This is a genomic window from Brevibacterium sp. W7.2 (assembly GCF_018137945.1).
Classification (GTDB): Bacteria; Actinomycetota; Actinomycetes; order Actinomycetales; family Brevibacteriaceae; genus Brevibacterium; species Brevibacterium sanguinis.
Genome location: NZ_CP073089.1, coordinates 2,917,706 through 2,943,465, shown reverse-complemented (window position 1 = coordinate 2,943,465; position 25,760 = coordinate 2,917,706). Strand labels below are relative to the sequence as shown.

At 69.5% G+C, this 25,760-nt stretch carries 20 protein-coding genes; 17 read left to right on the top strand and 3 right to left on the bottom strand.

The features are described from left to right. Positions 1 to 47: 47 nt before the first annotated feature. The 9 genes from J9315_RS13295 to J9315_RS13255 all read left to right on the top strand — a co-directional run bounded on the left by J9315_RS13295 (position 48) and on the right by J9315_RS13255 (position 11,122). Entirely contained in the window at positions 48 to 665 is a 618-nt protein-coding gene (locus J9315_RS13295; RefSeq protein WP_211978034.1) for a MaoC family dehydratase, read from the top strand. An 11-nt stretch (positions 666 to 676) separates the two neighbouring features. After that, on the top strand, positions 677 to 1,480 hold the full coding sequence (locus tag J9315_RS13290) for a CoA ester lyase (protein WP_211978033.1): 804 nt from the start codon (positions 677 to 679) through the stop codon (positions 1,478 to 1,480). Positions 1,481 to 1,504: 24 nt separating this feature from the next. Next, positions 1,505 to 2,170 (top strand): peptide deformylase, encoded by a 666-nt coding sequence (locus J9315_RS13285; RefSeq protein ID WP_211978032.1) that lies wholly within the window; start codon positions 1,505 to 1,507, stop codon positions 2,168 to 2,170. A gap of 80 nt (positions 2,171 to 2,250) precedes the next feature. Then, the gene (locus J9315_RS13280; RefSeq protein WP_211978031.1) at positions 2,251 to 3,414 is read left to right on the top strand and encodes a hypothetical protein; all 1,164 of its coding nucleotides are present in this window, start codon (positions 2,251 to 2,253) and stop codon (positions 3,412 to 3,414) included. 114 nt (positions 3,415 to 3,528) lie between these two features. Further along, positions 3,529 to 4,059, top strand: coding sequence for a peptide-methionine (S)-S-oxide reductase MsrA (gene msrA / locus J9315_RS13275; RefSeq protein ID WP_211978030.1), 531 nt, complete (start codon positions 3,529 to 3,531; stop codon positions 4,057 to 4,059). After that, positions 4,060 to 4,908, top strand: coding sequence for a nitroreductase family protein (locus J9315_RS13270; protein ID WP_211978029.1), 849 nt, complete (start codon positions 4,060 to 4,062; stop codon positions 4,906 to 4,908). Continuing rightward, entirely contained in the window at positions 4,905 to 6,191 is a 1,287-nt protein-coding gene (locus J9315_RS13265; RefSeq protein WP_211978028.1) for an MFS transporter, read from the top strand. The genes J9315_RS13270 and J9315_RS13265 overlap by 4 nt, the downstream gene beginning before the upstream one ends. 450 nt (positions 6,192 to 6,641) lie before the next feature. Continuing rightward, a complete protein-coding gene (locus tag J9315_RS13260) occupies positions 6,642 to 10,331 on the top strand; it encodes an efflux RND transporter permease subunit (RefSeq protein ID WP_211978027.1) in 3,690 nt (1,229 codons plus the stop codon). Positions 10,332 to 10,360: 29 nt separating this feature from the next. Next, the gene (locus J9315_RS13255; protein WP_198500895.1) at positions 10,361 to 11,122 is read left to right on the top strand and encodes a CPBP family intramembrane glutamic endopeptidase; all 762 of its coding nucleotides are present in this window, start codon (positions 10,361 to 10,363) and stop codon (positions 11,120 to 11,122) included. A 316-nt stretch (positions 11,123 to 11,438) separates the two neighbouring features. Here J9315_RS13255 and J9315_RS13250 read toward each other — a convergent pair whose 3' ends face one another. Continuing rightward, a complete protein-coding gene (locus J9315_RS13250) occupies positions 11,439 to 12,083 on the bottom strand; it encodes a VOC family protein (protein WP_137824873.1) in 645 nt (214 codons plus the stop codon). A gap of 184 nt (positions 12,084 to 12,267) precedes the next feature. Here J9315_RS13250 and lysX point away from each other — a divergent pair, with 184 nt between their 5' ends. From lysX to J9315_RS13235, 3 genes are read left to right on the top strand one after another with little or no spacing between them, the layout of a single operon-like run. After that, the gene (gene lysX, locus J9315_RS13245; protein ID WP_198500709.1) at positions 12,268 to 15,477 is read left to right on the top strand and encodes a bifunctional lysylphosphatidylglycerol synthetase/lysine--tRNA ligase LysX; all 3,210 of its coding nucleotides are present in this window, start codon (positions 12,268 to 12,270) and stop codon (positions 15,475 to 15,477) included. A 2-nt stretch (positions 15,478 to 15,479) separates the two neighbouring features. Beyond that, a complete protein-coding gene (locus J9315_RS13240) occupies positions 15,480 to 16,184 on the top strand; it encodes a DUF998 domain-containing protein (protein ID WP_198500710.1) in 705 nt (234 codons plus the stop codon). Beyond that, a complete protein-coding gene (locus J9315_RS13235; protein WP_198500711.1) occupies positions 16,174 to 17,154 on the top strand; it encodes an alpha/beta fold hydrolase in 981 nt (326 codons plus the stop codon). The genes J9315_RS13240 and J9315_RS13235 overlap by 11 nt, the downstream gene beginning before the upstream one ends. 46 nt (positions 17,155 to 17,200) lie before the next feature. On the opposite strand, the gene J9315_RS13230 is transcribed toward J9315_RS13235, so the two are convergent. Next, complete coding sequence (locus J9315_RS13230; RefSeq protein ID WP_198500712.1) at positions 17,201 to 17,689, bottom strand: inorganic diphosphatase; 489 nt, start codon at positions 17,687 to 17,689, stop codon at positions 17,201 to 17,203. 147 nt (positions 17,690 to 17,836) lie between these two features. Here J9315_RS13230 and dacB point away from each other — a divergent pair, with 147 nt between their 5' ends. From dacB to tilS, 3 genes are all read left to right on the top strand, one after another. Further along, complete coding sequence (dacB, locus tag J9315_RS13225; protein ID WP_232623854.1) at positions 17,837 to 19,426, top strand: D-alanyl-D-alanine carboxypeptidase/D-alanyl-D-alanine-endopeptidase; 1,590 nt, start codon at positions 17,837 to 17,839, stop codon at positions 19,424 to 19,426. Next, on the top strand, positions 19,423 to 20,439 hold the full coding sequence (locus tag J9315_RS13220) for a zinc-dependent metalloprotease (protein WP_198500713.1): 1,017 nt from the start codon (positions 19,423 to 19,425) through the stop codon (positions 20,437 to 20,439). The genes dacB and J9315_RS13220 overlap by 4 nt, the downstream gene beginning before the upstream one ends. A 219-nt stretch (positions 20,440 to 20,658) precedes the next feature. Continuing rightward, positions 20,659 to 21,582, top strand: a complete 924-nt coding sequence (tilS, locus tag J9315_RS13215) for a tRNA lysidine(34) synthetase TilS (RefSeq protein WP_232623855.1) — start codon at positions 20,659 to 20,661, stop codon at positions 21,580 to 21,582. Between the two features lie 563 nt (positions 21,583 to 22,145). On the opposite strand, the gene J9315_RS13210 is transcribed toward tilS, so the two are convergent. Then, a complete protein-coding gene (locus J9315_RS13210; RefSeq protein ID WP_198500714.1) occupies positions 22,146 to 23,417 on the bottom strand; it encodes an amidohydrolase family protein in 1,272 nt (423 codons plus the stop codon). A 304-nt stretch (positions 23,418 to 23,721) separates the two neighbouring features. Here J9315_RS13210 and J9315_RS13205 point away from each other — a divergent pair, with 304 nt between their 5' ends. Together J9315_RS13205 and hpt are read left to right on the top strand one after the other, a co-directional pair. After that, a complete protein-coding gene (locus J9315_RS13205; RefSeq protein WP_198500715.1) occupies positions 23,722 to 24,963 on the top strand; it encodes an MFS transporter in 1,242 nt (413 codons plus the stop codon). A 77-nt stretch (positions 24,964 to 25,040) separates the two neighbouring features. After that, on the top strand, positions 25,041 to 25,592 hold the full coding sequence (gene hpt / locus J9315_RS13200) for a hypoxanthine phosphoribosyltransferase (protein WP_009380922.1): 552 nt from the start codon (positions 25,041 to 25,043) through the stop codon (positions 25,590 to 25,592). Positions 25,593 to 25,760: the final 168 nt, after the last annotated feature.

The window sequence follows — 25,760 nt, the reverse complement described above, 5'->3', positions numbered from 1 at the left end:
GATCCAGCTGACGGGTAAGCTCGAAACATCACGACGAAGGAGCGAGAATGAGCGAGAGCAAGGTCATCGAACAGCGCGGACTGTGGCTCGACGAGATGGAAGTCGGCACCGTCTACAAGCACGCGCCGGGCCGGACGATCACCGAGGCCGACAACACGTGGTTCACCGCGGTGACGATGAACACGCAGGCCCTCCACCTCGATGCCGCCTTCGCCGAGACCGAGCCCTTCGGGCAGCGCCTCGTCAACTCGATGTTCACCCTCGCCACGCTCATCGGCCTGTCCGTCTCCCAGCTCACCCAGGGCACGATCGTCGGCAACCTCGGCTTCTCCGAGGTCAGCTTCCCCGCCCCGCTCTTCCACGGCGACACCCTCTACGCAGAGACGACGATCCTCGACAAGCGCGCCTCGAAGTCCCGCCCCGGACAGGGCATCGTCACCCTCGAACACCGCGGCTACAACCAGAACGGCCAGCTCGTCGCGAAGGCCGTGCGCCAGACGATGATGTTTGACTCGTCCCATGCCAAGCCCGCCGAGGCGACCGCGGGGTCCGCGACGACACCGCAGACCGCGGCCTCCTCCGAATCCCCGCAGGCCGCGGCTTCGCAGGCCGAATCCCCGCAGACCGAATCCCCGCAGGCCGCGGCCTCGCAGACGGAGAAGTGAGGAGACCGACCATGGCACTCGAATTCGCCCCCGCCTGGCTCTTCGTCCCCGGCGACCGGCCCGACCGGTTCCAGAAGGCCGCCGAACGCTCCGACATCGTCATCCTCGACCTCGAGGACGCCGTCAACGACGCCGACAAGGACGCGGCGCGCGAAGCGATCATCGACTTTCCGCTCGATCCCACCCGCACCGTCGTGCGCGTCAACGCCCGCGACTCCGCGCACCTCGCCGACGACCTGCGGATGCTCGCGAAGACCGACTACACGGCCGTCATGCTGCCGAAGACGGAGTCGGCCGATGACCTGACGATCCTGACCGGGTACGAGGTCATCGCCCTCATCGAAACCGCGCTCGGCGCCCTGCACGTCGCCGAGATCGCCGCCGCCGACAACACCTACGGCCTGATGTGGGGCTCCGAGGACCTCATCGCCGACCTCGGCGGCGGCTCCTCCCGCCGGGCCGACGGGACGTGGCGCGATGTCGTCGCCCACGTGCGCAGCTCGACCCTGCTCGCTGCCCGCGCCCATGGGAAGTACGCGCTCGATTCGATCTGGGCCGACATCCCCGACCACGACGGTCTCGCCGCCGAAGCCCACGACGCCGTCGAATCCGGCTTCAGCGGCAAGGTCTCCATCCACCCCAACCACGTGCCCGTCGTCCGTGAGGCCTTCCGCCCCAGCGACGACCAGCTCACCTGGGCCAACGCCGTCCTCGAGCGTGCGAAGACGGAGAAGGGCGCGTTCGCGCACGAGGGCAAGATGATCGACGCCCCGCTGCTCAAGCACGCCGAGCTCATCGTCGCCCGCGCCCGCTGACCCTCACGCCTCCAGGAGAACCCAGTGCAGCTGACCGACCGTCTCGTCGCCGACCAGATCCATGCCGTTCTCGCGGCCGCCGAGGCGGGCGGCGGCATCGCCCCCATCGTCGATGCCGGCGACCCGATCCTGCGGACCCCGGTGCTGCCGTTCTCCGGACAGGTCGACGATGCGACGCTGTCCCGCCTCGCCGAGGTGATGCGAGCGACCATGCACGCCGCCCCGGGCGTCGGCCTTGCCGGCCCCCAGGTCGGTGTCGGACTGTCCCTCTTCGTCGCCGAGGACCCCGCCGCCGTCAGTCCCGAAGCCGCCGCGGTGCGCGAGCGGGAGCCGCTGCCGTTCCGCACCATCGTCAACGCCTCCTACGAGCCATCGACATCAGAGCAGGTCGCCTTCTACGAAGGCTGCCTCTCGATCCCCGGCTACCAGGCCGTCGTCGCCCGCCCGCGGACGATCGCCCTGCGCGGTGAGGAGCTCGACGGCACCCCCATCGCCGAGGAGGTCACCGGCTGGTCAGCGCGCATCGTCGCCCACGAGACCGACCACCTCGGCGGGATCCTCTTCCTCGACAAGGCCGAGATGCGGTCGCTGGCGACGAACGAGGCGGTCGCGCGGCTGTGGAACCAGCCCTCGACGCAGACGGCCGCCGCGGAACTCGGATTCACCCTGCCGAGCTCGCTCGTGCTCTGAGCCTTCGCCGTCCGGCGAGCGTCGCCGTCCGGCCAGCGAGTTCACACCCGCGCTTCAGGTGCGCGTGATTCGATGTGGACATGCGCCTCCCCGATATCCCACAACGCCATCGCCTCCTCGTCCGCGCCGTCTCCACGCTCGGCTCCGGAGCGCAGAGCATCGTCCGCCGCCGCGACTTCACCGCCGGTCAGGAACCCGTGGTCCGCGCCGCCTACGCCGTGGCCACCGCCGCCCTGACCTGGCTCGGAGGCACGAAGGCCTTCGCCGACCAGGACGCCGCGTTCGCCGATGACGACACGGCATTCGGGCAGCTCGATGTCGACGGTGAGGACACCGAGGCGTGGACGGTCGAGGCCGACACGTGGAAGTCGCAAGCCGTGCTCAACGCTGCCGCCGCGGTCGCCGCCGGAGTCGCGAGCTGGGCCCTGTGGACGCCGATCCAGGACATCAAGGACCGCTGGGATGCGAAGCTGCCGGCCGGCGTCGGCCGGGGGCTCAACGCCGCGGTGAACTCGACGGTCATGGCCGTCACCGCCTTCGCCCTCGACAAGGCCGAGGAGTTCGTCGCGGCCGAGGCGATCGACGGGCACCCCGACTTCGCCCCCGTCGAGATCGAACTGCCCTCCCACATCCGAGCCTCCGTCGAGGCGATTCTCGACCAGCCGCACCCGCAGTCCCAGGACGTCGCCGAGGTGATTCGCGCCCAACTCGAGCACGCGCGGTTCTTCGTGTGGGTGCCGTACTCGACGAAGCAGTTTCCCGGCAGCGATCCGATCGAGCTCAGCGACGAGGACCTGGCGGCCCTGCTCGCCGAGGAGGACATCACGAGCATCGACGTCTACCTCGACTCGGACGCGCCCGCTGCGGTGCCCGCCAACCAGATCTACCCCGTCGTCGGCGTCGTCGAGGCCGGGGAGGCGCTGACCGACGCGACCGGCGACGATGAACCCACGGCACTCGAGCTCAAGCTCGATGTCCACCGCGGACTGCTCAGCGGCATCGCACTCTTCACCGCCGAGGACGGCGAGGACCTCGTCCTGGCGGCGGAGACCGCCGAGCGCCTCGACGCCTCGGCACCGGGAACCCTCCACCCCGACGGCGTGGACGCCCACCAGGGGCCCCTCGATGAGGAGGACATCGACGGCGCTGCGGTGGTTGTCGACGACGCCCCGGAACCACCGCCGCTCACGCTCGCCGACTGGCCGCGACCGGCCGATCTGACGTTCCGCACCGACCGCAGCTGAGCGGACAAGCACCGAGCCGTCGAGCACCACGCCGTCGACTACACTGCTGAACGATCCCGGGCGGCTCTAACGCCGGCCCGGGAATACGCTGAACCGAAAGCCGTTGTACCAACTATGAGCGAACTTCGCACTCTCACGCTCGGCGCCGGATGCTTCTGGTGCCTCGATGCCGTCTACCAGCGCACCAAGGGCGTCACCTCGGTGGTCTCCGGATACACCGGCGGCGACACCCCCGACCCGCACTACCGGGAAGTCGCCGGCGGAACGACCGGCCACGCGGAGGCCCTCCAGGTCACCTTCGACCCGGAGATCGTGCCCGAGAGCATCATCCTCGGCCTCTTCTTCACCGGCCACGACCCGACGAGCCTCAACCGCCAGGGCTACGACGTCGGCACCCAGTACCGGTCGGCGATGTTCTACCGCGACGACGAGGAGAAGGCCGAGTTCGAGCAGGCGATCGCCGAAGCCCAGGAGTACTTCGACGATCCGATCGTCACGACCCTCGAACCGCTCGGCACCTACTACCCGGCCGAGACCGTCCACCAGGACTTCTACACGAACAACCCCGACAACGGCTACTGCCGGGTGATCATCGACCCGAAGCTGTCGAAGGCGCGGAAGGCCTACGCGAACTGGGTGAGCTGAGTGGGGAGCAAGAAGAAGTCCGGCTGTGGGAAGAAGGCGGCGAAGAAGCCGAAGCGCTCGATCGCCGAGCGTGAGCTCGCGCGCACCCATTTCCTCGACGGGGAGACCGGTCCGTGGGCGAAGAGGCTCGCCGCCCAAGCCGTGAGAACCGCCGCCGGACCGTCGGATGAGACCGCGCCCACCGAGTCCGGGGATCCGTTCCCGACCGCGGTGGGGCCCACCCTCGCCGAGGCGGGGGAGGAGTCGCGCACGGGACCGGACTATTCGCAGCCGAGCTCGATCGACGCGCTCACCGACCCGGTCCTCCACGCCCTCGCGACACGGCGCTCGATCTCGAAGGTCGACCCGGAGACCCCGAGCGACTCCGATCTGCGGGAGATCATCCGCATCATCTCCTCCGTCGCCGACCACAAGGCACTCAAACCGTGGCGGTTCGTCATCATCCGCGGGGACGACCGCCTCCGCCTCGGCGCCGCCCTCGACGAGGCCGCAGGCGTCACCCGCGCGCCCGGTGAGGTCAACACGAAGCTCCTGCGCGCCGAGCTCCTCCTCGCGCTCGTCGCCTCGCCGACACCGCACCCCAAGGTCCCCGAATGGGAGCAGCACGCGACCGCGGCCGGTGCCGGACACCTGCTCGAACTCGCCCTGTGGCAGGCCGGCTGGGGTGTGATGTGGCGCAGCGGCACCCTGACGAACGCACCCGCCGTCCGCCGCCTCCATCGGCTGAACGACAGCGAGCTACTCATGGGCTGGTTCTACATCGGGGCCGTGCCCGAGCGCTATCGGGCCCGTCTGATGACGAGCACGCGCCCCCTGCCCGATCCCGACCAGTTCCTCGACACCCTGTGAGAGGCGAGGAGGGGCAGCGCGACGAGGCGGCCGCCGACCTCGACGGCACCGCTCCCGCCGCCGACCGTCGCCTGCCGAAGGAGATCTACGTCCTCGTCGCGGCCGCGTTCATCGTCGCGCTCGGCTACGGCATCATCGCCCCCGTCCTCCCGCAGTTCGCGGCGAGCTTCGACTTCGGGGTGACGGCGGCGACGATCGTCGTCTCCTCCTTCGCGTTCTTCCGGTTCGTCTTCTCCCCGACCTCCGGTCGCCTCGTCGACGCCTTCGGGGAGCGGCGGATCTACATCACCGGGCTCCTCGTCGTCGCCGCCTCCACGGCGGCGGTCGCGTTCGCCCAGAACTACTGGCAGCTGCTGATCTTCCGCGGCCTCGGCGGCATCGGCTCGACGATGTTCACCGTCTCCGCGATGGCGCTCATCATCCGTCTCGCCCCCGTCGACGCCAGGGCGAAGGCCTCGAGCACGTACGCCACCGCGTTCCTCGTCGGCGGCATCGCCGGACCCGTCCTCGGCGGACTCATGGCCGGGTGGGGGATGCGCCTGCCCTTCCTCATCTACGCGATCGGACTCGTCATCGCCGCCGCCGTCGTGCGGATGTTCCTCGCCTCGACCGCCTCGGCGGGGTCGGCGACGAAGTCCGGGCGGGCACGGCGCGAGGCCGCGCAGGACGAGCCCATCCAGGAGGTCACGACGTTCCGGCAGGCGTGGCGGGACTCGGCCTACCGCGCGGCGCTCGTCTCCGCGTTCGTCCAGGGCTGGTCGGCGATGGGCATCCGCGTGGCCATCTACCCGCTCTTCGCGATCCAGATCCTGCGCGCCGACACCGCCGTGGCGGGACTGGCGCTGACGATGTTCGCGATCGGCAACGCCTCGGCCGTCGCCGTCGTCGGCCGCTTCGCCGACACGTACGGCCGCAAGCCGTTCATCCTCTGGGGTCTCACCGTCCTCGGGGTCTCGACCGCGGCCCTGGCGTTCACGGAGACGATCTGGCTCTTCTTCGTCCTCTCGATCATCGCCGGCATCGGCTCGGGGCTCGCCAATCCCGCCCAGCAGGCCGCGGTCGCCGACGTCATCGGCCGTGACCGCAAGGGCGGCCGGGTGCTCGCGAAGTACCAGATGGCCCTCGACGGCGGGGCGATCCTCGGCCCCGTCATCGCCGGCGTCGTCATCGACCACGCGAGCTACTCCGCCGCGTTCCTCCTCACCGGCGCCCTCGGCCTCATCGCCGCAGCCGTCTGGCTCACCGGCCGCGAAACCCGCCCGCGAACGGCGGCCGCGGAGTAGACGCGTTCGCGGTCTGCGCCGGCGCCGTCGCCGCCGCGCCACTGACGCCCTCAACCGACAAATACGCTCTGCGCTGACGGCGTATTTGCAGGTTCAGTGCGTCGGTGGGAATTCAGAGCGTCGGTGCAGGTTCACGGCGTTGGTGCGGCAGGGGCAGGTCGACGGCGTCGGTGGGGACTCAGCGTCGTCGCGCCATCGACGCCCTCAACCGACAGTTACGCGCTCAACCGACACCGTCGCCAGCGGCCCAGTCATCATCGACGCCCTCGACCGACAAATACGCTCTGCGCTAACGGCGTATCTGCAGGATCAGGGCGTCGAAGCGGATTCTGGGAGTCGGCGCGGCAGGGCCGGTGACCTCGTCGGGCGCACTCACAGTCCCGGTCACTAGGATGACCGTGGTGTCGTATGTCGCGGCTCCGGTCGGCTTCCCGAGAAGAAAGTCCACGAGTGAGTTTTCTGACCCGCCTGAGTCTGAAGAACCGTGCGCTCATCGCACTCATCTCCGTCGTCGCCGTGATCTTCGGCGTCATCGGGGCCGGAGCGCTCAAGCAGGAGCTCTTCCCCTCCCTCGACAATCCGCAGGCCACGGTCACCGCGACGTACGAAGGTGCGACCCCGCAGGCGGTCGAAAGCGAAGTCACCGACCCGCTCGAAGGAGCGCTCGCCCCGCTCTCCGAGGTCGAGGACATGACCTCGGTGTCCTCAGCCGGGTCGTCGACGATCACCGTGAGCACAAGGTACGGGGTGAACTCCGACGACATCGTCCGCACCCTGCAGCGCGCCGTGTCCCAGGTGCAGTCGCAGCTGCCCGAGGGCGTCGAACCCAATGTGCTGACGCTGAGCACCGACGACATCCCCGTCCTCGCGCTGTCGGTGACCTCGGATGCCGATGAGGACAGGCTCGCCGCTGACCTCAACGACATCGTCGAACCCGAGCTGTCGAAGGTCGACGGCGTCTCACAGGTCCAGATCGCCGGGGCCCGGACGAAGCAGGTCGACATCCGCATCCGCCAGGACGACCTCGAGGACGAGGGCGCCAGCGTCGATGAGATCGCCTCGCTTCTCCAGTCCAACGGCATCCCCACCTCGGCGGGTGACCTCAACAGCAGCGCGGGCACGGCACCGGTCGAGGTCGGCAGCCGACTGCGCTCGGTCGAGGCGATCGAGAACCTCGCGATCAACGGCAGCGACGGACCGATCACGCTCGGCGACGTCGCCGATGTCGCGATCGCCGACGCTCCCGTCGAATCGATCTCGCGGACCAACGGCCAGCCGTCGCTGTCGGTGTCGGTGATGAAGGAATCCGACGCGAACACCGTCGACGTCTCCCACGCGGTGGCGGAGCGGCTGCCCGACCTCGAGGGGACGATGGGCGACAACACGCAGTTCGTCTCCGCGTTCGATCAGGCCCCCTTCATCGAGCAGTCGATCGAGGACCTGCTCAACGAGGGCATGCTCGGCCTCATCTTCGCCGTCCTCGTCATCCTCGTCTTCCTCCTGTCCGTGCGCGCGACGATCATCACCGCGATCTCGATCCCGCTCTCCCTCCTCATCGCCCTCATCGGCCTGTGGATGGGCGGGGAGACGCTCAACATGCTCACCCTCGGTGCGCTGACGATCTCCGTCGGCCGCGTCGTCGACGATTCGATCGTCGTCATCGAGGCGATCCGTCGTCGGCATGCCGCCGGCGGTGACAAGTTCGCCAACATCCTCGCCGCCGTCGCCGAGGTGGCCGGAGCCATCACCGCCTCGACCCTGACGACGGTCGCCGTCTTCCTCCCGCTCGCGTTCGTCACCGGGCAGACGGGGGAGATGTTCCGTCCCTTCGCGCTCACCGCGACGATCGCCCTGCTCTCGAGCCTCTTCGTCGCGCTGACGATCGTGCCGGTCCTCGCGTACTGGTTCCTCCGGCAGCGGGAGTCGACCGTCAAGCTCACCCGGGAGGAGAAAGCGGAGATCCGCCGCAGCCGCAGGCAGATGCTCGGGCAGTGGCGCACCGAGCGGAGAGCGGCGCGCAAGGCGGCGAAGAAGCAGAGCATCCTCACCGCCGGACGCTACGACGCCGGCGGCGCCGTCGAGACCGACGACGGACTCGTGCCCGCGGGGTCGGGAGCCGTCGGTGGGGGATCGCGGGCGAGGTCAGGGTCCGGGGGAGTCTCCGCGTCCGGTGCCGCGGGGTCGGCATCGTCGGCCTCAGCGGGGCGCGAAGCGGCGGAGGTCGACGAACTCGCCGCCCTCCACTCCCCGGTCACGCGCCTGCAGAAGACGTACATGCCGGTGATCTCGTTCTCCACCAAGCATCCGGTCATCATGATCCTCGCCGCGGTCATCATCCTCGTCGGCACCGGATTCATGGTGCCGCAGCTGAAGACCGAGCTCTTCGGCGACACCGGCCAGGAGCAGCTGCAGGTGAGCCAGACCTTCGAACCCGGCACCGACCTCACCGAGGCCTCCGACCAGGCGCGGCAGGTCGAGGACATCCTCGCCGGTGATGAGAACATCGAGTCCTATCAGGTGTCGATCGGCGGGTCGAACTTCGGCTTCGTCGACGATTCGGGCCTGACGGGCACGTACATCGTCAACGCGAAGGACGGTGTCTCGGCGCAGTCGATCACGACCGAGCTGCAGAACGCGTTCGACGCCCTCGAGGGCGTGGGGCAGGTCGAGGTCGAAGATCAGAGTTCGACACCGGGTGCGCAGACGATCGACGTCACCCTGACGTCGACCGACACGCAGGTCCTCGAGGAGACGACGCAGACCGTCGCCGACCGGCTCGAGCAGGTGCCCGGCACCCAGTCCGTGACGAGCGACGTCGAGGCCGTCCAACCGGTCATCGAGGTCACGATCGACTCGGAGCGGGCCGCCGAGGAGAACCTCACCGAGGCGGCGATCGGCCAGTACGTCCAGCGGGCGATGCGCGGGCAGACGATCGGCGACGTCGTCATCGACGACGTCACCCATTCCGTCCTCCTCTTCGACCGCGAGGCGACGACGGTCGACGAGCTGCGCAGCCTCGAGATCCCCGCCGCACCCGAGACGCCGACCGCCCCCGGTGGTGCCGGAGCTGGAGCCGGCGCCGGAGCGGGAACGGGAGCCGGTGCGGGCGCTGGCACCGATGCTGGTGCAGGCACCGGGGCGGCGGCGCCGGCCGAACCGCAGTACATCGAACTCGACGAGGTCGCCGACGTCAACGAGGTGAGGACCGCACCGAACATCCGCCACACGAACAGTCAGCGTTCGACGACGGTGTCGGTCACCCCCTCCGGAGACGACCTCGGCACGCTGTCCGCCGATGTGCAGGCGGCGCTCGGCGAGGTCGACATCCCCGACGGCGTCACCGTCGACACCGGCGGTGCCACCGAGGAGCAGGAGGACGCGTTCTCCCAGCTGGGGCTGGCGATGCTCGCAGCGATCCTCATCGTCTTCGTCATCATGGTCGCGACCTTCAAGTCGCTGCTCCAGCCGCTCATCCTCCTCGTCTCGATCCCGTTCGCGGCGACCGGTTCGATCGCGCTGCTCCTCCTCACCGACACCGCGATGGGGCTCACGGCGATGATCGGCCTGCTCATGCTCATCGGCATCGTCGTGACGAACGCGATCGTCCTCATCGACCTCATCAACCACTTCCGCGCCCGCGGGGTCGAGCTGCGGCCGGCGATCGTCGGCGGCGCGCGCCTGCGCTACCGGCCGATCCTCATGACCGCGGCGGCGACGATCTTCGCGCTCGTCCCGATGGCGCTCGGGCTCACCGGCGGGGGCGTGTTCATCTCGAAGCCGCTCGCGATCGTCGTCATCGGCGGACTCGTCAGCTCGACGATCCTCACGCTCATCCTCGTCCCCGTCCTCTACCTGCTCCTCGAAGGGGCCAAGGAGCGCCGGGCCGAGAAGCGGCACGTGAAGAACATGGCCCGCGGTCAGGTCCTCGACGTCGCCGAGGCGCGCGCCGCCGACCGTGAGACCGCGACGGTGGGCGCCCCGGCCGGGTCCTCGTCGGACGGTCCGCCATCGACCGGCTCGACGTCCGGCGGGTCAGCGTCAACCGGTTCCGCGCCGACAGACGCAGCGTCGACTGGATCCGAGTCCGAGGCGGGTCCGCAGGCGGGTCCCGCCGAGGGCCGCGACGAACCGAAGCACTGACAACGAGACGGAGGAGAACGACGGTGAGCATGGAGACCGCGACCGACCCGCGGGAGCGCAGGCGCCTGTGGATCGAGCTCGGGCTCGTCGCCGCCCTCTCCCTCGGCCAGTCCGCGGTCTACGCGGTCGTGCGGTTGGCCGACATCATCACCCGCGGCCCCATCAGCGACGCCGAGGCGAAGCTCAACACCTCCCTCAATCCGCGGCCGTTCTTCGACCTCGTCTACCAGCTCCTCGACATCGGGTTCTCCCTCGTCCCCGTCGCGCTCGCCCTCTACCTCCTCACCCGCGACTCCGACCGGCGGCCCCTGAGCGAACGCCTCGGCGTCCAGGGGCACCGAGTCCGCGACTTCGCTCAGGGTGCGGGCCTCCTCCTCGTCATCGGGATCGGGACCCTGGGGATTTACGCGGGCGGCAGGGCACTCGGGATCACCGCCGAGGTGCAGCCAGCCAACCTCGGCGACCATTGGTGGACGATCCCCGTGCTCATCCTCGCGGCGGCGAAGAACGGGATCCTCGAAGAGGTCCTCCTCTTCGGATTCGGCGCCGAGCGTCTCCGGGAACTCGGCTATCGGCCGTGGACGATCATCATCGCCCTCGCCCTCTTCCGCGCGAGCTACCACCTCTATCAGGGGATCGGGCCGTTCCTCGGGAACTTCGCGATGGGCATCATCTTCGGGTGGTTCTTCATGCGCACCGGCCGACTCATGCCGCTCGTGTGGGCCCACACCCTCATCGACGTCGTCGGATTCCTCGCCCCCGGGGTGCTCGCCCTCGTCGACCCTCGGTGATCCGGCGCGGATCCTGCGGCATCCACCTCGCGTTCGCCGTTGCGTCGGCTGGTCGTCGCGTCGGCTGAATGACGATCGGCGCTGGGGCCCCACCCCGGTCTGAGGACGCGTTCGTGATCACAGAACCGAGGGATTCGAGCCGATTCAGCGCAATCACCTCGGCGATGTGACCGCAAACGGGCAGCCGGACAGGCAGCGCGGCGGGGACATGACACAGCCGCGCACGGCCCGAAGGGGGCTGTGCGCGGCTGCACTATGGGACGGGCAGACCTCTCTCAACGTCTGCTGAGTCTGCGGCGGTTCCGAAGCGCCCGGGTCAGATCGTGACGAGGCCGTTCTTCTCGGTCTCGAACGTCACCGACATGATGCCGGGGGCGCCGTGCGGGGCCGACCAGTCGATGTGGATCTCCGGGATCGGCTTGGCATCGTCGGTGCCGAGCCAGTCGCGCAGGCGGTCACGGTCGCCCGCGATCTGGAGGGTGTCGATCGAGACATCCTCGTTGGTCTTGTACGAGGAGGGGTGCTGAGACGAATCGGCGGACCACTTGATGAAGAACGGCAGCTGGGGATCGGCGATGAGCCCCTTGACTCCGATCTGCAGCCACTTGAGCTCTTCTCCCGACTCGGGCGTGCGATTGCCGTCGACGGCCTTGCGTTCGAGGCGCGTCTCGACCTCGGAGAGATCGTCGACGGACACGCACCAGCCCATCCAGCCGCCGCCGAGTTCGGAGCGCGTCCGCACAGCTTGGCCGAAGGGGGTCGAGAGAGCGGCCGGGTGCTCCAAGGCTTCGACGACTTCGAGGTAATGGCCGCCCGCAAGCGGGAAGATGAGATTCCGAGTACCGAAACGCGGATGCACCCCGCCGTCGTAGGGAACCACTCCGAGCTGGTCCGAGATGCGCTCGGCAGTCGCTCGATAGCCGTCAGGTTCACTGGCGAAGGACACATGGTCGAGTTTCATGTCACGAGAATTGCACACCCTGGCCCACACTTCTCATTAGGGTAACCTAATCTGAAAACTCACGGTCGTCCGTCACTGCAAGCGGGCTTTCCTGTGACACCATATGTGACCTGGGCAACAGGCGTGATGTGGTGCGGCTCGCACCTGAGGGTCCAGGTCGGAGCAGTGTGAAAGGATTCCCCCTATGCCCCCCTCAGACATCTCCTCGGCGAAGGGCACCCCGTTCTTCGTGCGCTGGCTGCCGCGCGTGCTCACCATCCTCGCCGTGCTCATGCTCATCAACCTCATCACTCCCGAGGACAGCTGGCTCGGCCGAGTCCTCAGCTTCGTCTTCGACTGGATCGTCCCGATCACCCCGGTCGACTTCGTCTCCTCGGTCATCCTCTTCCTCCTCGCGGCCGCCCTGAACATCCGCAAGCGCCTGGCGTGGTGGATCCTCCTCGTGTTCCTCGCCGTCATCCTCCTCCTCTACATCCTCATCGTCATCGCGGTGTACTTCACCGCCCCCGACCTCCTCGCCTGGGACCTCGCCTCCGGCATCGCCGTGCCGGTGATCGTCATCATCGCCCTCCTCGTCTACCGCCGGTGGTACGTCGCGAAGACCCAGCCGCGCGGGTTCCTCAAGGCGCTCGTCGTCCTCGCCGCCGGCCTCGTCCTCACCGTGCTCATCGTGCTGACCTGCCAGTACGTCACCGGCGGCCTGACGATGATCCAAGCCCGCCAGATCCTCGCCGAGCTCTTCGGCGTCCGGCAGAACACCGCGTCGAGCTGGATGATCACCCTCTTCGGCTTCGGTTCCGGTGCGAGCATCATCCTCGCCTTCTGGACCCTGCTGCGGTCCTCGCGCGACGCCGAGCGCATCGACATCGACCAGGAGCGCCAGGTCCGCGAGGGCCTGGCCGACCATCCCTCGGACTCGCTCGGCTACTTCTCGACGCGGCGGGACCGGTCGGCGTTCTTCGCCGACGACTGCGTGCTCACCTACCGCGTCCAGGCCGGCGTCTGCCTCGTCGCGAGCGACCCGATCGGACCGCCCTCGCAGTGGGCGAGTGCCGCCCGTGCGTTCGTCGCCTACGCCGAGTCCTACGGCTGGGTGCCCGCCGTCCTCGCCGCCTCGAAGCAGGGTGCGCAGGCCTATCACGAGGCCGGACTCAAGGTCCTCCACGTCGGCGACGAGGCTGTGCTCTACACGAAGGACTTCACCCTCTCCTCGCTGCCCGAGGTGCAGCGGGCCGTCTCGAAGCTCTCCGGCCTCGGCTACACGCTCCGCATCCGCCGGCAGGGAGAGATCCCCGCCGACGAGCTCGCAGGCCTCTCCCGGTTCGCGGACGAATGGCGTGACGGGGACACCGAACGCGGCTTCTCGATGGCGCTCGGACGCTTCGGCGACCCCGCCGACGCCGACGGGCTCGTCGTCGAAGCGCTCTTCCCCGCCGACGCGGGAACGCTGGCCGAGACCACGGCGGGACTGCTCTGCTTCGTGCCGTGGGGCCGCTCGGGAGCCTCCCTCGACCTCATGCGTCGCCACCCGTTCGCGGAGAACGGCGTCACCGAGTTCATGGTCGCCGGCCTCATGCGCGAGGCCCCCGATCAGGGGATCGCCGAGGTCTCACTCAACTTCGCCGTCTTCCGGTCCGCGTTCGAACAGGGCAAGGAGCTCGGCGCCGGTCCGATCAAGCGGCTGTGGCGCAACGTCCTCCTCTACCTCTCCCGGTTCTGGCAGCTCGAGTCCCTCTACCGGTCCAACGAGAAGTACCACCCGACGTGGGTGCCCCGCATGCTCTGCTACCCGGAGGGCTCGGACCTCGCCCGCATCGGCCTCGCCGTGAGCATCGCCGAGGGATTCCTCACCCCGCCGAAGATCTTCGGCAAGGGCCAGCACGAACAGCCGATCTACACCCCCGAGGAAGCGGCCCCGCTGCTCGGGATCACCGCCTCGGCGCCGGCCTCGGACACTGCGTCCCGGATCCCCGATCAGGTCCGCCACCGTCTCGACGTGCGCGAGCGGATGCTCGCTTCCGGGGTCGAGCCCTATCCCGCCGAGGCGGCCGCCGACGCCGTGCCCGGCACCGTCATCGACGGGCGGGTGCTCGGCATCCGCGACCACGGCGGCGTCGTCTTCCTCGACCTGCGCACGCAGGGCCACGACGTCCAGCTCGTCTGCGAACGGGACAACCTCGGCGCCGAATCGCTCTCCCAGCTGCAGTCGTGGCTCTCCCGCGGTGACCGGATCTCCATGACCGGCTACGACGGCGTCTCCCGCACCGGCACCCCGTCGTTCATCGTCACCGGGTGGACGATGACGGCGAAGTCGCTGCGCCCGTGGCCGAGCCTCCACGAGGGGCTGACCGACCCCGAGGCGAAGGTGCGCCAGCGCTACCTCGACTTCACGATGAACACCGGCCAGCGCGACCTCATGGTCGTCCGCTCGCTCGCGTTCCAGACGATCAGGGAGACCCTGCAGTCGCGTGACTTCCTCGAGGTCGAGACCCCGATCCTCCAGACCGTCCACGGCGGAGCGAACGCGCGACCGTTCCTCACCCACATCAACGCCTACAACCTCGACCTCTACCTCCGCATCGCCCCGGAGCTCTACCTCAAGCGCCTCCTCGTCGGCGGCTTCGACCGGGTGTTCGAGATCGGCCGGAACTTCCGCAACGAGGGCGTCGACGCGACCCACAACCCGGAGTTCTCGATGCTCGAGGCCTACCAGGCCGGCGGCGACTACACCACGATGCGCGAGCTCACCCGCACGATGGTCATCAACGCCGCCCAGGCATCGCTCGGGACGACGATCGTGCGCGGGACCGTCGACGGCGTCGAACACGAGATCGACCTCGCCGACGAATGGACGACGATCTCGCTCACCGACGTCGTCTCGCAGAAGATGGGCGAGGAGGTCACGACCGACACCTCGATCGAGGCGCTGCGCACCCTGGCGCGGAAGGCCGGGGTCACCGTCAACCCGAAGTGGGGGTGGGGCATGCTGCTCCAGGAGATCTACGAGGAGGTCGCGGAGTCCCAGACGGTCGCCCCGACCTTCTACACGGACTTCCCCGCCGAGACCTCACCGCTGACCCGGCAGCACCGGACGGACCCGATGCTCGCCGAGAAGTGGGACCTCATCATCTTCGGCTCAGAGCTCGGCACCGCGTACTCCGAACTCGTCGACCCCGTCGTCCAGCGGCAGCGGCTCACCGCACAGTCGCTGGCCGCCGCCGGCGGCGACCCCGAGGCGATGGAGCTCGACGAGGACTTCCTCCGGGCCCTCGAGTACGGCATGCCGCCGGCCGGTGGGCTCGGGATGGGACTCGACCGGCTCGTCATGCTCTTCACGCAGCAGACGATCCGCTCGACGATCACCTTCCCGCTGGCCAAACCGCGCGGATACTGAGCATGCGCCGCACCCTTGCCGTCCTCCTCGCCGCTGCCGTCCTGCTGTCCTACGACTCGTGGGTCCTGCTGGCGCTCAGCCCGCAGCCGTACCCGCTGGCCGGGTACGTCTCCGAACTCGCCGCGGCCGATCAGCCGTACTCGTGGGTCTTCCGCACCGGTGATGCGATCGCCGGGACCCTCATGGTCCTCATCGCGGGCCTCGGGGTGCGGGGGTGGCGGGCGCGCTTCGGGCGGATGTCGGTCTGGGTGGCGGTCGCCGTGGCGGTCACGGGTCTGGGCACGATCGGCGATTCCATCGCCGCGCTGCCGTGCGCGCAGAGCTTCGACGACGTCTGCTACGCCGAGTACACCGCGAACCCGCTGCGGCCCGACTTCCTCCTCCACACGATCGCGTCCTCCCTCGTCGCGTTCGGGGCCATGGCGAGCATGGTGCTCGCCTACCTCGCCCTGCGCCGGCAGGGGAGGGGGCGCACGTTGTACGCCCGCGGCGTCGTCATCATGCTCGCTGCCCTCTTCGCGACGAATGTGTCCTCGGTCGTCATCGAGACGCTGTGGCGGACCGGGCAGGGCTACGTCCAGGCCATCGCCGTGCTCCTCATCGCCGCGTGGGCCGCGCACCTCGGCTACGTCGCCGTCATCGACCGCGGCACGGCAGGGCAGAAGGGCGCCGAGGCGGTCGCCGGTGAGGACAGCCGTGTCAGCTGAGAGCCGGTTCGCAAATCTCGCGACGACCGTCATCGACGGGTACACGGTCTATCGGCGCCCGGGCACCGCCTCGGTTGGGGAGACCGCCGCGGTGGGGGAGTCAGGCGACCGTGACACGGCACTCCCGGCGCACGACGACAGCCGGCCCGCAGGGGACGTCGGGCCCGGGGCCGCCGGTCCCGCCGCCCTGCCGGTGCTCCTGCTCAACGGCTGCGCGATCGCGGCGGCGAGCTGGGCCCCGGTCATCGAGGCGATGCCCGACCGCGAGGTCATCGCCATCGACCGTCCGGGCTTCGCGGGCACGCCCTGGCCCGGTGTCCTGCCCGACCTCGCCACCGAGGTCGCGGCGATGGAGCGGGCGATCGGCGAGCACGACGAGGTCGTCATCGTCGCCCATTCGATGGCGTCGTTCCGCGCCGAGGCGTTCGCCAGGCTGCACCCGGAGCGCGTGGCCGGCATCGTCCTCGTCGACCCCTCGATCGAGGACTACCGGTACCGGGGCAGCGCCGGAGCGCTCTCCCGGGCGACGCTGCTGCCCGTCCTCGGAGCACTGACGACGCGCATCGAGATCGGACAGCTCGCCTCGCTGGTCTCCCACCGCGGATTCTCCAAGCAGTCGGGGTCGGGGCGCGCGCTCGACCAGGCGGCATTCAAGGACCCCTACGCCGATCCCGACACCCTCAAGGCCTCCCTGGCGGAATGGCTGAGCTACCGCAGCCAGGGGGCTGACCTGCAAGCTCTGCGGACGTCGACGGACCCGGTGGCCGCACCCACCTCGGCGCTCGAGGCACCTCCGCTGTCGAACCTGCGGCGCGAGCGGATCCTCGGGCAGGCGTTTGCGGATCTGCGGAAGCGGGAGGTCCTCGACTCCCGGCACCTCATGATGATCGACCGCCCCGACGTGATCGTCGAGGCGGTCGATGAGGTCAGCCGTGAGGCGCGCGCCGCAGGGGCCGGTTCGAAGGACTGAGCCGCGGGCTCAGTTCGAAAGGGCTGAAGCCGCGGTCAGCGCCGACTCAGTGGTCGCTTGACTTGAAGCGCTCGATCGAGGCGTTGACCTCGGCTTCGGCCTCGGCGCGGCCGACCCAGTTCGATCCCTTGACGAACTTGCCGGGCTCGAGGTCCTTGTAGCGGGTGAAGAAGTGCTCGATCTCGTCGAGGGTGAACTGATTGACATCGGCGATGTCCTGGTAGGAGTCCCAGCGCGGATCGCCTGCGGGCACGGCGAGAACCTTGTCGTCGCCACCGGCTTCGTCCTCCATCTGGAACATGCCGATCGGGCGGACGTCGACCTGCACACCCGGGAACAGGGGCTCGGTGAGCAGCACGAGCACATCGAGGGGATCCCCGTCGTTGCCGAGGGTGTCCTCGATGAAGCCGTAGTCCGCGGGGTACTGCATCGAGGTGAAGAGGTAGCGGTCGAGCTTGACCCGGCCGGTCTCATGGTCGACTTCGTACTTGTTGCGCGAACCGCGGGGGATCTCGATCGTGGCCAAGAGTTCCATAGTGCTCCTTACGCGTTAGGGTGGCATCACTAGGATAGTGCCTATGCGTCCCCACCGCCGACACGCCTTGACCCTCCCCAGCCGGCCCCCGCACCGGCACCAGATGCGAGGGCGGACGTGCCCGACGACACGAACAGGAGCCCGCGTTTGACCCCCACGACGCCGCAGGACTCTCAGCCCCAGGAGGAACCGCGGGCAGGTTCCGGTTCGACGGGCACCGGTTCGACGAGCACGGGATCGACGGGCACGGGCGGTGCGGGTTCACGCGGTGAGCGGAAGCGGTCGGGCAAGCGGCTCGCCGCCGGCATCACCGCAGGCGTCCTCCTCGCCGGTGCCCTCGGGTACGGGGTCGCCGACGCCGCCGACGTCGTCCCCGGCTTCCTCACCACGGAACCGGCGATCGAGGTCGACCCGCTGCCGCAGCCGGTCGCCGCCGGACAGGACGTACCCGCCCCCGCCTCGGCGCTCACCGACTCCGCCCCGATCCCGACGAACGCCGGCAGCGAACTCGAGCGCATCCTCGGCGACGCGCAAGTCAAGGGCTTCGGCGTCGAGGTCCGCGACGCCCTGACCGACCAGGTGCTCTTCGCCACCGACGAGAACCGGGCGCGGACACCGGCCTCGGTGACGAAGGTGCTCACCGCCTCGGCCGCGCTGCTCGCCATCGGCGGTGAGCAGCGACTGTCGACGACGACCGCCTTCGACCCGGCGACGTCGACGGTCACGCTCGTCGGCGGTGGGGACGCCCTCCTCGGCGCCGGCGAATCCCAGCCCGGTGCCGTCAACGGCCACGCGGGGCTGGCGACCCTGGCGGAGGAGACCGCGGCGGCGCTCACGGAGCGGCAGGTCACCGAGGTGGCGCTCGCCGTGGACACGAGCCGCTACCCGGGCAATGACTTCAACCCGAGCTGGGAGCGGGCGGACATCGCCAAGGGCGTCATCACCCCGATCCAACCGCTCATGGTCGACAGCGGGTACGTCGGGGATCCGTCTGCGGCGTGGCGGGGCCGCAGCGAGAACCCGTCCGCGGATGCCCTCGCCGCGTTCCGCAGCGCCCTTGAGACCGCGGGGATCACCGTCACCGATCAGCCGGCGGCCGCCAGCGCCGCGGACACTGCGGGGACGACACCGAACCCGACGGACACCTCGGCGGCAGCGACGAACACCGAGGAACCCGCGACGCTCGCAGCGGTGGAATCGGCGACGATCTCCGAGATCGTCGAGTACGCCCTCGTCCACAGTGACAACGTCGTCGCCGAGGTGCTCGGCAACGAGGTCGCGATCGCCGAAGGCATGCCCGGCAGCCTCGAGAACGGACCGAAGGCCGTCGTCGCCGCACTCGAGGACACCGTCGACCTCGGGCAGACGCAGCTCTACGACACCTCGGGACTCGACTACGGCAACCGGATCAGTCCGCACGATCTCACGACGGTCCTCCAGGCCTCGGTCGTCGCCAAGGACTCGCTCTCGAGCCTCATCAGCTACTTCCCCGTCGGCGGGCTGACCGGCACGCTCACCGACCGGTTCGGCGACGATCCGAATGCCGCGGGCGTCGTGCACGCGAAGACGGGAACCCTGTCGACGGTGACCTCGCTGGCCGGGGGAGTCCTCGACGCCGACGGCCGCTACCTCGTCTTCAGCCTCCAGATCGACGGGGTCGACCGGGCGAAGATCCTCGAGGCCCGCAAGACCGTCGACGACGCCGTGTCCGCGCTGGCAGATTGTGGGTGCTCATGATCATCGACGAGAACTTCGCCGTCCGCACGGCCCGCGAGGTCGTCTCCGCTCCGAAACCGCCGGCGGCGGGCAGACTCGAGGAGCTCGTCGGCGGGATGAAGGACAATGCGCTGACTGCGCAGGACCTCGTCGTCGATTCGTTCCTGCTGGCCCCGGACCACGCCGACGACGTCCGCACCCGCCTGGCAGCAGGATCCGTGCTCGTTCTCGACCAGGTCGGCTGGATCAAGGCGAACGCCGAGTCGCTCAACGGGATGGTCGACGTGACCGCCCTGCCGGGGGTCCCCGGTCCGGCCTCGCAGCGGGCCGCAGCCGTCGAGGTGGCGAGTGTCCTCTCCCTGCTCTCGACGCGCGTGCTCGGCCAGTTCGATCCCTTCGCCCGGGAGTCCGGGCGGCTGATGTTCATCGCCCCGTCGGTGCTCATCGCAGAAGAGGCGATGAAGGTCGACCCCCGGGACTTCCGGATGTGGGTCGCCCTCCACGAAGCCACCCACCAGGTCCAGTTCGCCACCGCGCCGTGGCTGCGCGAGCACATGCGGGGGCTGCTCTCGCAGTTCGTCTCGACCCCGCTCTCGACTCCGGGGTGGTCGACCGTCGCCGAGGTGTTCGCCACCTTCGGACGCATCATCCGCGGTCAGGCGAGCATGGTCGACCTCATCACGAACGAGGGGATGAAGACGGCGCTCACCGACGCCTCGGCGATCCTCAGCCTGCTCGAAGGCCATGCCGACGTCGTCATGGACGAGGTCGGCATCGGCGTCATCCCCAGCGTGCGCAAGCTGCGCCGCCGGTTCGAGGCGCGTCGGGACGCCGGACAGGGAGGGTTCCTCTCGAATCTGCTGGGGATGAACCTCAAGCTCGCGCAGTACCGGGACGGAGCGAAGTTCGTCCGCGAGGTCCGGTCCGCGGTCGGCCAGTCCGGGTTCGGCGCAGTCTACGCGAGCGCGGAGAACCTGCCCACGGCCCCGGAGATCCAGACGCCGAGGCTGTGGCTCGACCGCGTCCACGGGTGAGGGGCTGCGAGAGTGACTCGAGTGAGTGGCGACGCGGGTGAGCCGGGGCGTCGGCCGACGCTCGACCCGGCGAGTGCCGCGATCCGCGCCGCCGTCCGCGCGACGCTGGCAGATGCGGGGGATCGAGGGCGGTCGCGAGCGGACGGGGAGTCACGCCGATCTGTCGAATCGCTGGCTTCCGGGGAGTCGCATCTTTCCGGGCAACCGCGCGCGGAAGCCGTGCCGCGTCTCATCGTCGCGGTCTCCGGGGGTGCCGATTCGATGGCGCTGCTCCACGCGTGCGCCTTCCTCCATCGACGCGGCGAGGTCGAGGCGCTTGCCGTCACCGTCGACCACGGCCTGCAGGCGGAATCCGCCGAGGTGGCCGCGACCGTGGCGGGCACCGCCGAGTCGTGGGGAGTGCCCGCGAGGATCGTCGCCGTCACCGTCACACCCGGAGCCGACGGCATCGAGGCCGCGGCGAGAGACGCCCGCTATGCCGCGCTCGAGACCGCTCGGACAGCCCATGACGCGGACTGGATCCTCACCGCCCACACCCGCAGCGACCAGGCCGAGACGGTGCTCCTCGGACTGCTCCGCGGTTCGGGCACTCGGTCGCTGGCCGGCATGGCGGTGCGGTCAGGGCATGTGCTGCGCCCCCTGCTCGACATCGACCGGGCCGCGACCGAAGCCGCGTGCCGGGCGCAGGGGATCGCCGTGTGGGACGACCCGATGAATGCCGATGCCGCATTCGCCAGGGTGCGGGTGCGCAGTCTGCTCGGCACGCTCGAGGCCGAGCTCGGCCAGCCGGTCACCGACAATCTCGCCCGGACGGCGGAGCTCTGCCGCGCCGACGCGGACTTTCTCGACGCGGCCGCCGCGGACGTCCTCGCCGAGATCCGGGGAGCGTCCGAGATTCCGCTCGACCGCCTCGGCGATCATCCCGATGCGATCCTCTCCCGCGTGCTGCGCGGGTGGCTGCTCTCACTCGGAGTGCCCGCGCAGTCCTTCGGGTCGACCCGGATCCGCGATCTCATGGCGCTCATCAGGGAGGATGCCGGGGCCGGTCGGGTGGGCCGTCTGTCCTTCCCGGGCGATACGGAGGTCGTCGTCAGTCGCGGCACCGTGCGCTTCGGCTTCGCCGCCAAGCACCCGGACTCGTAGCGTCCGTACCTCTGCTGTCGACCGCCGCTGTCCGCAGGTACCCCCGAGCCCCACGCACACTCAACGCCGAGCTTCACGCATAGCCCCGTGCTTCACGCACAACCAGGCACTCCACCCGCAACCCCGCGTAGCACAAAAGACCTCGCGCTCCACCCGCAACCCGCAGCTCGGCACACGCAACCCCGAGCCTCGAGCACTACGCGCAGCTCCGCACGCACTCCGTGGAGCCGCGAATCCGCCGCGTGCACAGGTTGTGCAACGAGTTGCGTGTGTGGGATTCGCGGCGACGGATACCGGGACGCTGAACTCAGGCGTGCTCGCACTCCGGGGAGCGCGATATCGCCGGTGCGGCGGCACGCACAACCCCGAGCCTCACGCACTACGCGCAGCTCCGCACGCTCTCCGTGGAGCCGCGAATCCGCCGCGTGCACGGGTTGTGCGTGACGCTCAAGGTGCCGGTGGGGGAGCGGCGACGCCAGCGGACGCCGCCGCTCAGCAGGGGAGTAGAGCGCGCGGCGGCGGATGGGGGAGAACGCCGCGCCGCCGGTGGGGAAGCGACGGGGTCAGCGGAGGCCGCCGAGGAGCTCACCGCCGGAGGCGACGAGCCTCCCGCCCTTGTAGACGTCGCGCTCGAGCGGACAGTCCATGACCGCCGAGGTGACCGTGTCGGCGTCGAGGAGCAGGAAGTCCGCAGGCGCCCCGACACCGAGGCCGTGGTCCGCATCGTCGGTGAGCGCGGTGCCGTCGGGGCGCGTCCCGGCCATCACCTGGGCACCTCCGCGGGAGGCGATGTCGAGGCAGTGCTCGATGTCCTCGTCGCGGCGGAAGCCGTTCGTGAACGCCAGCTGCCACGTTCGTCGCAGCAGGTCACCGTCACCGTAGGGACTCCAGTAGTCACGCTGCCCGTCCTCGCCGAGGCCGATCGCCACCCGCTGCTCACCGAGGATGTCCTGCGGCAGGCTGCCCTTCTGCGGGGCCACGGTCGTCACGGAGATGCCCGCTTCGGCGAGGAGCTCCGCCAGGCGACGGACGACGGGTTCGGGGTTCGTGTTGAGGGCGAAGGCATGTGAGATCGTCACCTTCCCCTGCAGGCCGAGCGTCTGCGTCCGGTGCGCGATCTCCTCGAACGAGAAGACACCGGCCGTGCCGCCCTCGTGGAGGTGGATATCGACGCCTTTGCCGTGCTTCTCGGCGAGATCGAAGACGATGTCGAGATGCGTCTTCGGGTCGCGATCGTACTGGACGGGGTCGAGGCCGCCGACGAGATCAGCGCCCTCGGTCAGGGCCGCGTCGAGAAGATCCCGGACGCCCTTCTCCCGCACGATGCCCGCCTGCGGGAACGCGACGATCTGCGAATCGAGGACGTCCGCATGAGCGGCGAGGGCATCGCGGACCCCGGTGAAGCGCTCGAGCCCGGTGTCGGAGTCGATCTGCGCGTGCGAGCGGATCCGCGATCCACCCGAGGCGATGATCGCGGCGATCGCGAAGCTCGCCTGGTCGCGCACCGACCGTTCGCCGCTGCGCCAGTTCGCGCGGTCGTTCATGATGTAGCCGTGCAGCGTGCCGTCGGCGGTGTGCGGGCGGAAGGTCTGCCCGAGGCGGTTCGAATCGAGGTGCGCATGGACATCCCCGAGGCTCGGCAGCAGCACTCGTCCGCGCCCCTCGACGATCTCGTCGGACGCTGCGGCGCCCGCTTCGCCGGCCCCGGCTCCCGCGCCGCCGGCCTCGCCGGCAGGCGTGATCGCCGCGATCCGACCGTCGGCGACGACGACGTCGACGGCCGCCTCGTCCGGATAGCGCGGGAAGAGGCGGACATCGGTGAACGTGGTGGCCATGGGCTGCCTCGGCTTTCTCTCTGCTCTCCGATGGTCGGGGAGAGCGCTCTGCTGGTCGGGGAGAACACTCTGCGGGTAGGAGAGGTCTCTGCGGGTGGGAGACGGTGAGCTGCAGGCCCGGTCGGAGCCCTCGACTCAAACGGTATACCATTGTTCGGGCGGCTGCCCACCCCGGCTCCACCCGTGCAGCCGTCCACCCACCAGTGAACCCCCTTCCGGGACCCAGGCGTGAGAGACCGCCGGGTGTGAGACCGAGGGGTGAGAGACCGACGAACGACGGAGCACCGTCTGAGAGGATGACCGCATGAGCACCACTCCCGGGACCGCGAACGCCACCGGCCCGCGGATGGGCCCCGGCCTCGACGTGCTCGCCCTCATCTGCCTCGTCCTCATCGCCTCCTCGCTGCGTCCCGCGGCCTCCTCACTCGGCCCCGTCCTCGCCGAGGTCCAGACCGCCTTCGGCCTCGCCGAATGGCAGACCGGCCTGCTCACCGCCCTGCCCGGTCTCATCTTCGCCGTCTGCGGCTTCCTCGCCGTCCCGCTCCTGCGGCGCGTCGGACTCTTCACCTCGCTGACGATCGCCTGCGTGCTCATCGCCGGCGGCATCGGCGCCCGCGTCCTCGTCGACTCATGGGTGGCGTTCGCCGCCCTGACGATCGCCGCCCTGGCCGGGATGTCGCTCGGCAACGTCATCCTCCCCGTCTTCGTCAAGACCCGCTTCCCGCACCGGGCCCACCTCGGCGCGACCGCGTTCACCGTCTCCCTCGGCCTCGGCGCGATGTTCCCCGCCCTCCTCACCGCGCCCCTGACCGAGCACTTCGACGACTGGCGGGTCGGCCTCGGCGCCTGGGTGCTCGTCCCGCTCACCGCCCTGGCTACATGGATCGTGCTGCGCGGTCTCGGCTCCGTGCCCGTCTTCCGCACCGCCGGAACCGATCGCAGCGCGACACCGGCACCGAGGCGGCACATCCACACGACCGCGAAGGCGCGGTACATGGCGCTGTTCTTCGGCCTCCAGTCTGTCAACGCCTACGTCCAATTCGGGTGGCTGCCGCAGATCTACCGGGATGCCGGTCTCGACCCCGTCGCCGCCGGCGTGATGCTCACGATCGTCACCCTCGGCGGTCTGCCCGGCGGCTTCCTCGCCCCGCAGATGATCATGCGCGGGATCGCACCCCGCGCCTTCCTCGTCTCCTTCGCCGTCAGCGCCGTCGCCGGCTACACGGGCCTCCTCCTCGCCCCCGCCTCGGCGCCGGTGCTCTGGGCGGTGCTCCTCTCCTACGGCGGATTCGCGTTCCCCGCCGCCCTGGCCCTCATCACCAGCCGCACCCGTGACGTCTCGGTCACCGCCCGCACCTCGGCGTTCGTCCAGTCCTCTGGCTATGTGCTCGCCGCCCTCGGCCCGCTCGCCGTCGGCGGACTGCTCGGCCTCAGCGGCGCGTGGACCCTGCCGCTCATCCTCATGATCGCCGTCTCCGTGCTCATGGGCATCACCGGTTATCTCTCCGCGGCACCGGGCACCGTCGACGACGAGCTGGCCCAGTGACCGCGCGGGTGGCTCCGCGGCCGTCCCGTCGCCCATAATGGAGTCACAGCCACCCCACACGAGGAGAATCGACACCAGTGGACATCAACGATCTCGGCAATGACATCGAAGAAGTGCTCGTCTCGGAAGAACAGATAGCCGCCCGACTCGTTGAACTGGCCGCCGCCATCGATGAAGACTACAAGGACAAGGACATCCTCCTCGTCGGCGTCCTCAAGGGCGCGGTCATGGTCATGGCCGACCTCGCCCGTGCCCTGCACTCGCCGGTGACGATGGACTGGATGGCCGTCTCCTCCTACGGCTCGGGCACGAAGTCCTCCGGCGTCGTGCGGATCCTCAAGGACCTCGACACCGACCTCACCGGCCGCCACGTGCTCATCGTCGAGGACATCATCGACTCCGGACTCACCCTGTCCTGGCTCGTGCAGAACCTGCGCTCGCGCGGAGCCGCCGACGTCGAGATCTGCACGATGCTGCGCAAACCCGAGGCCGTCAAGGTCGACATCGACGTCAAGTACGTCGGCTTCGACGTCCCCAACGAGTTCGTCATCGGCTACGGACTCGACTACGCGGAGAAGTACCGCAACGTCCCGTTCGTCGCGACGCTGGCACAGCACGTCTACAGCTGAGCACCGGTGAGCTGAGCGCCCACCGCGCGTTGCCTGGAATTTGCTTCCGCCGGGGAACAAAACCTCTCTGATTCCCGCTATGCCACTGGTACGTACTAGGCTGTGGGGGATGCTCCCAGGCAGCCGCGGCGGCCTGCACGGGCTGCCCAGACTGAAATCCTGAGAGGA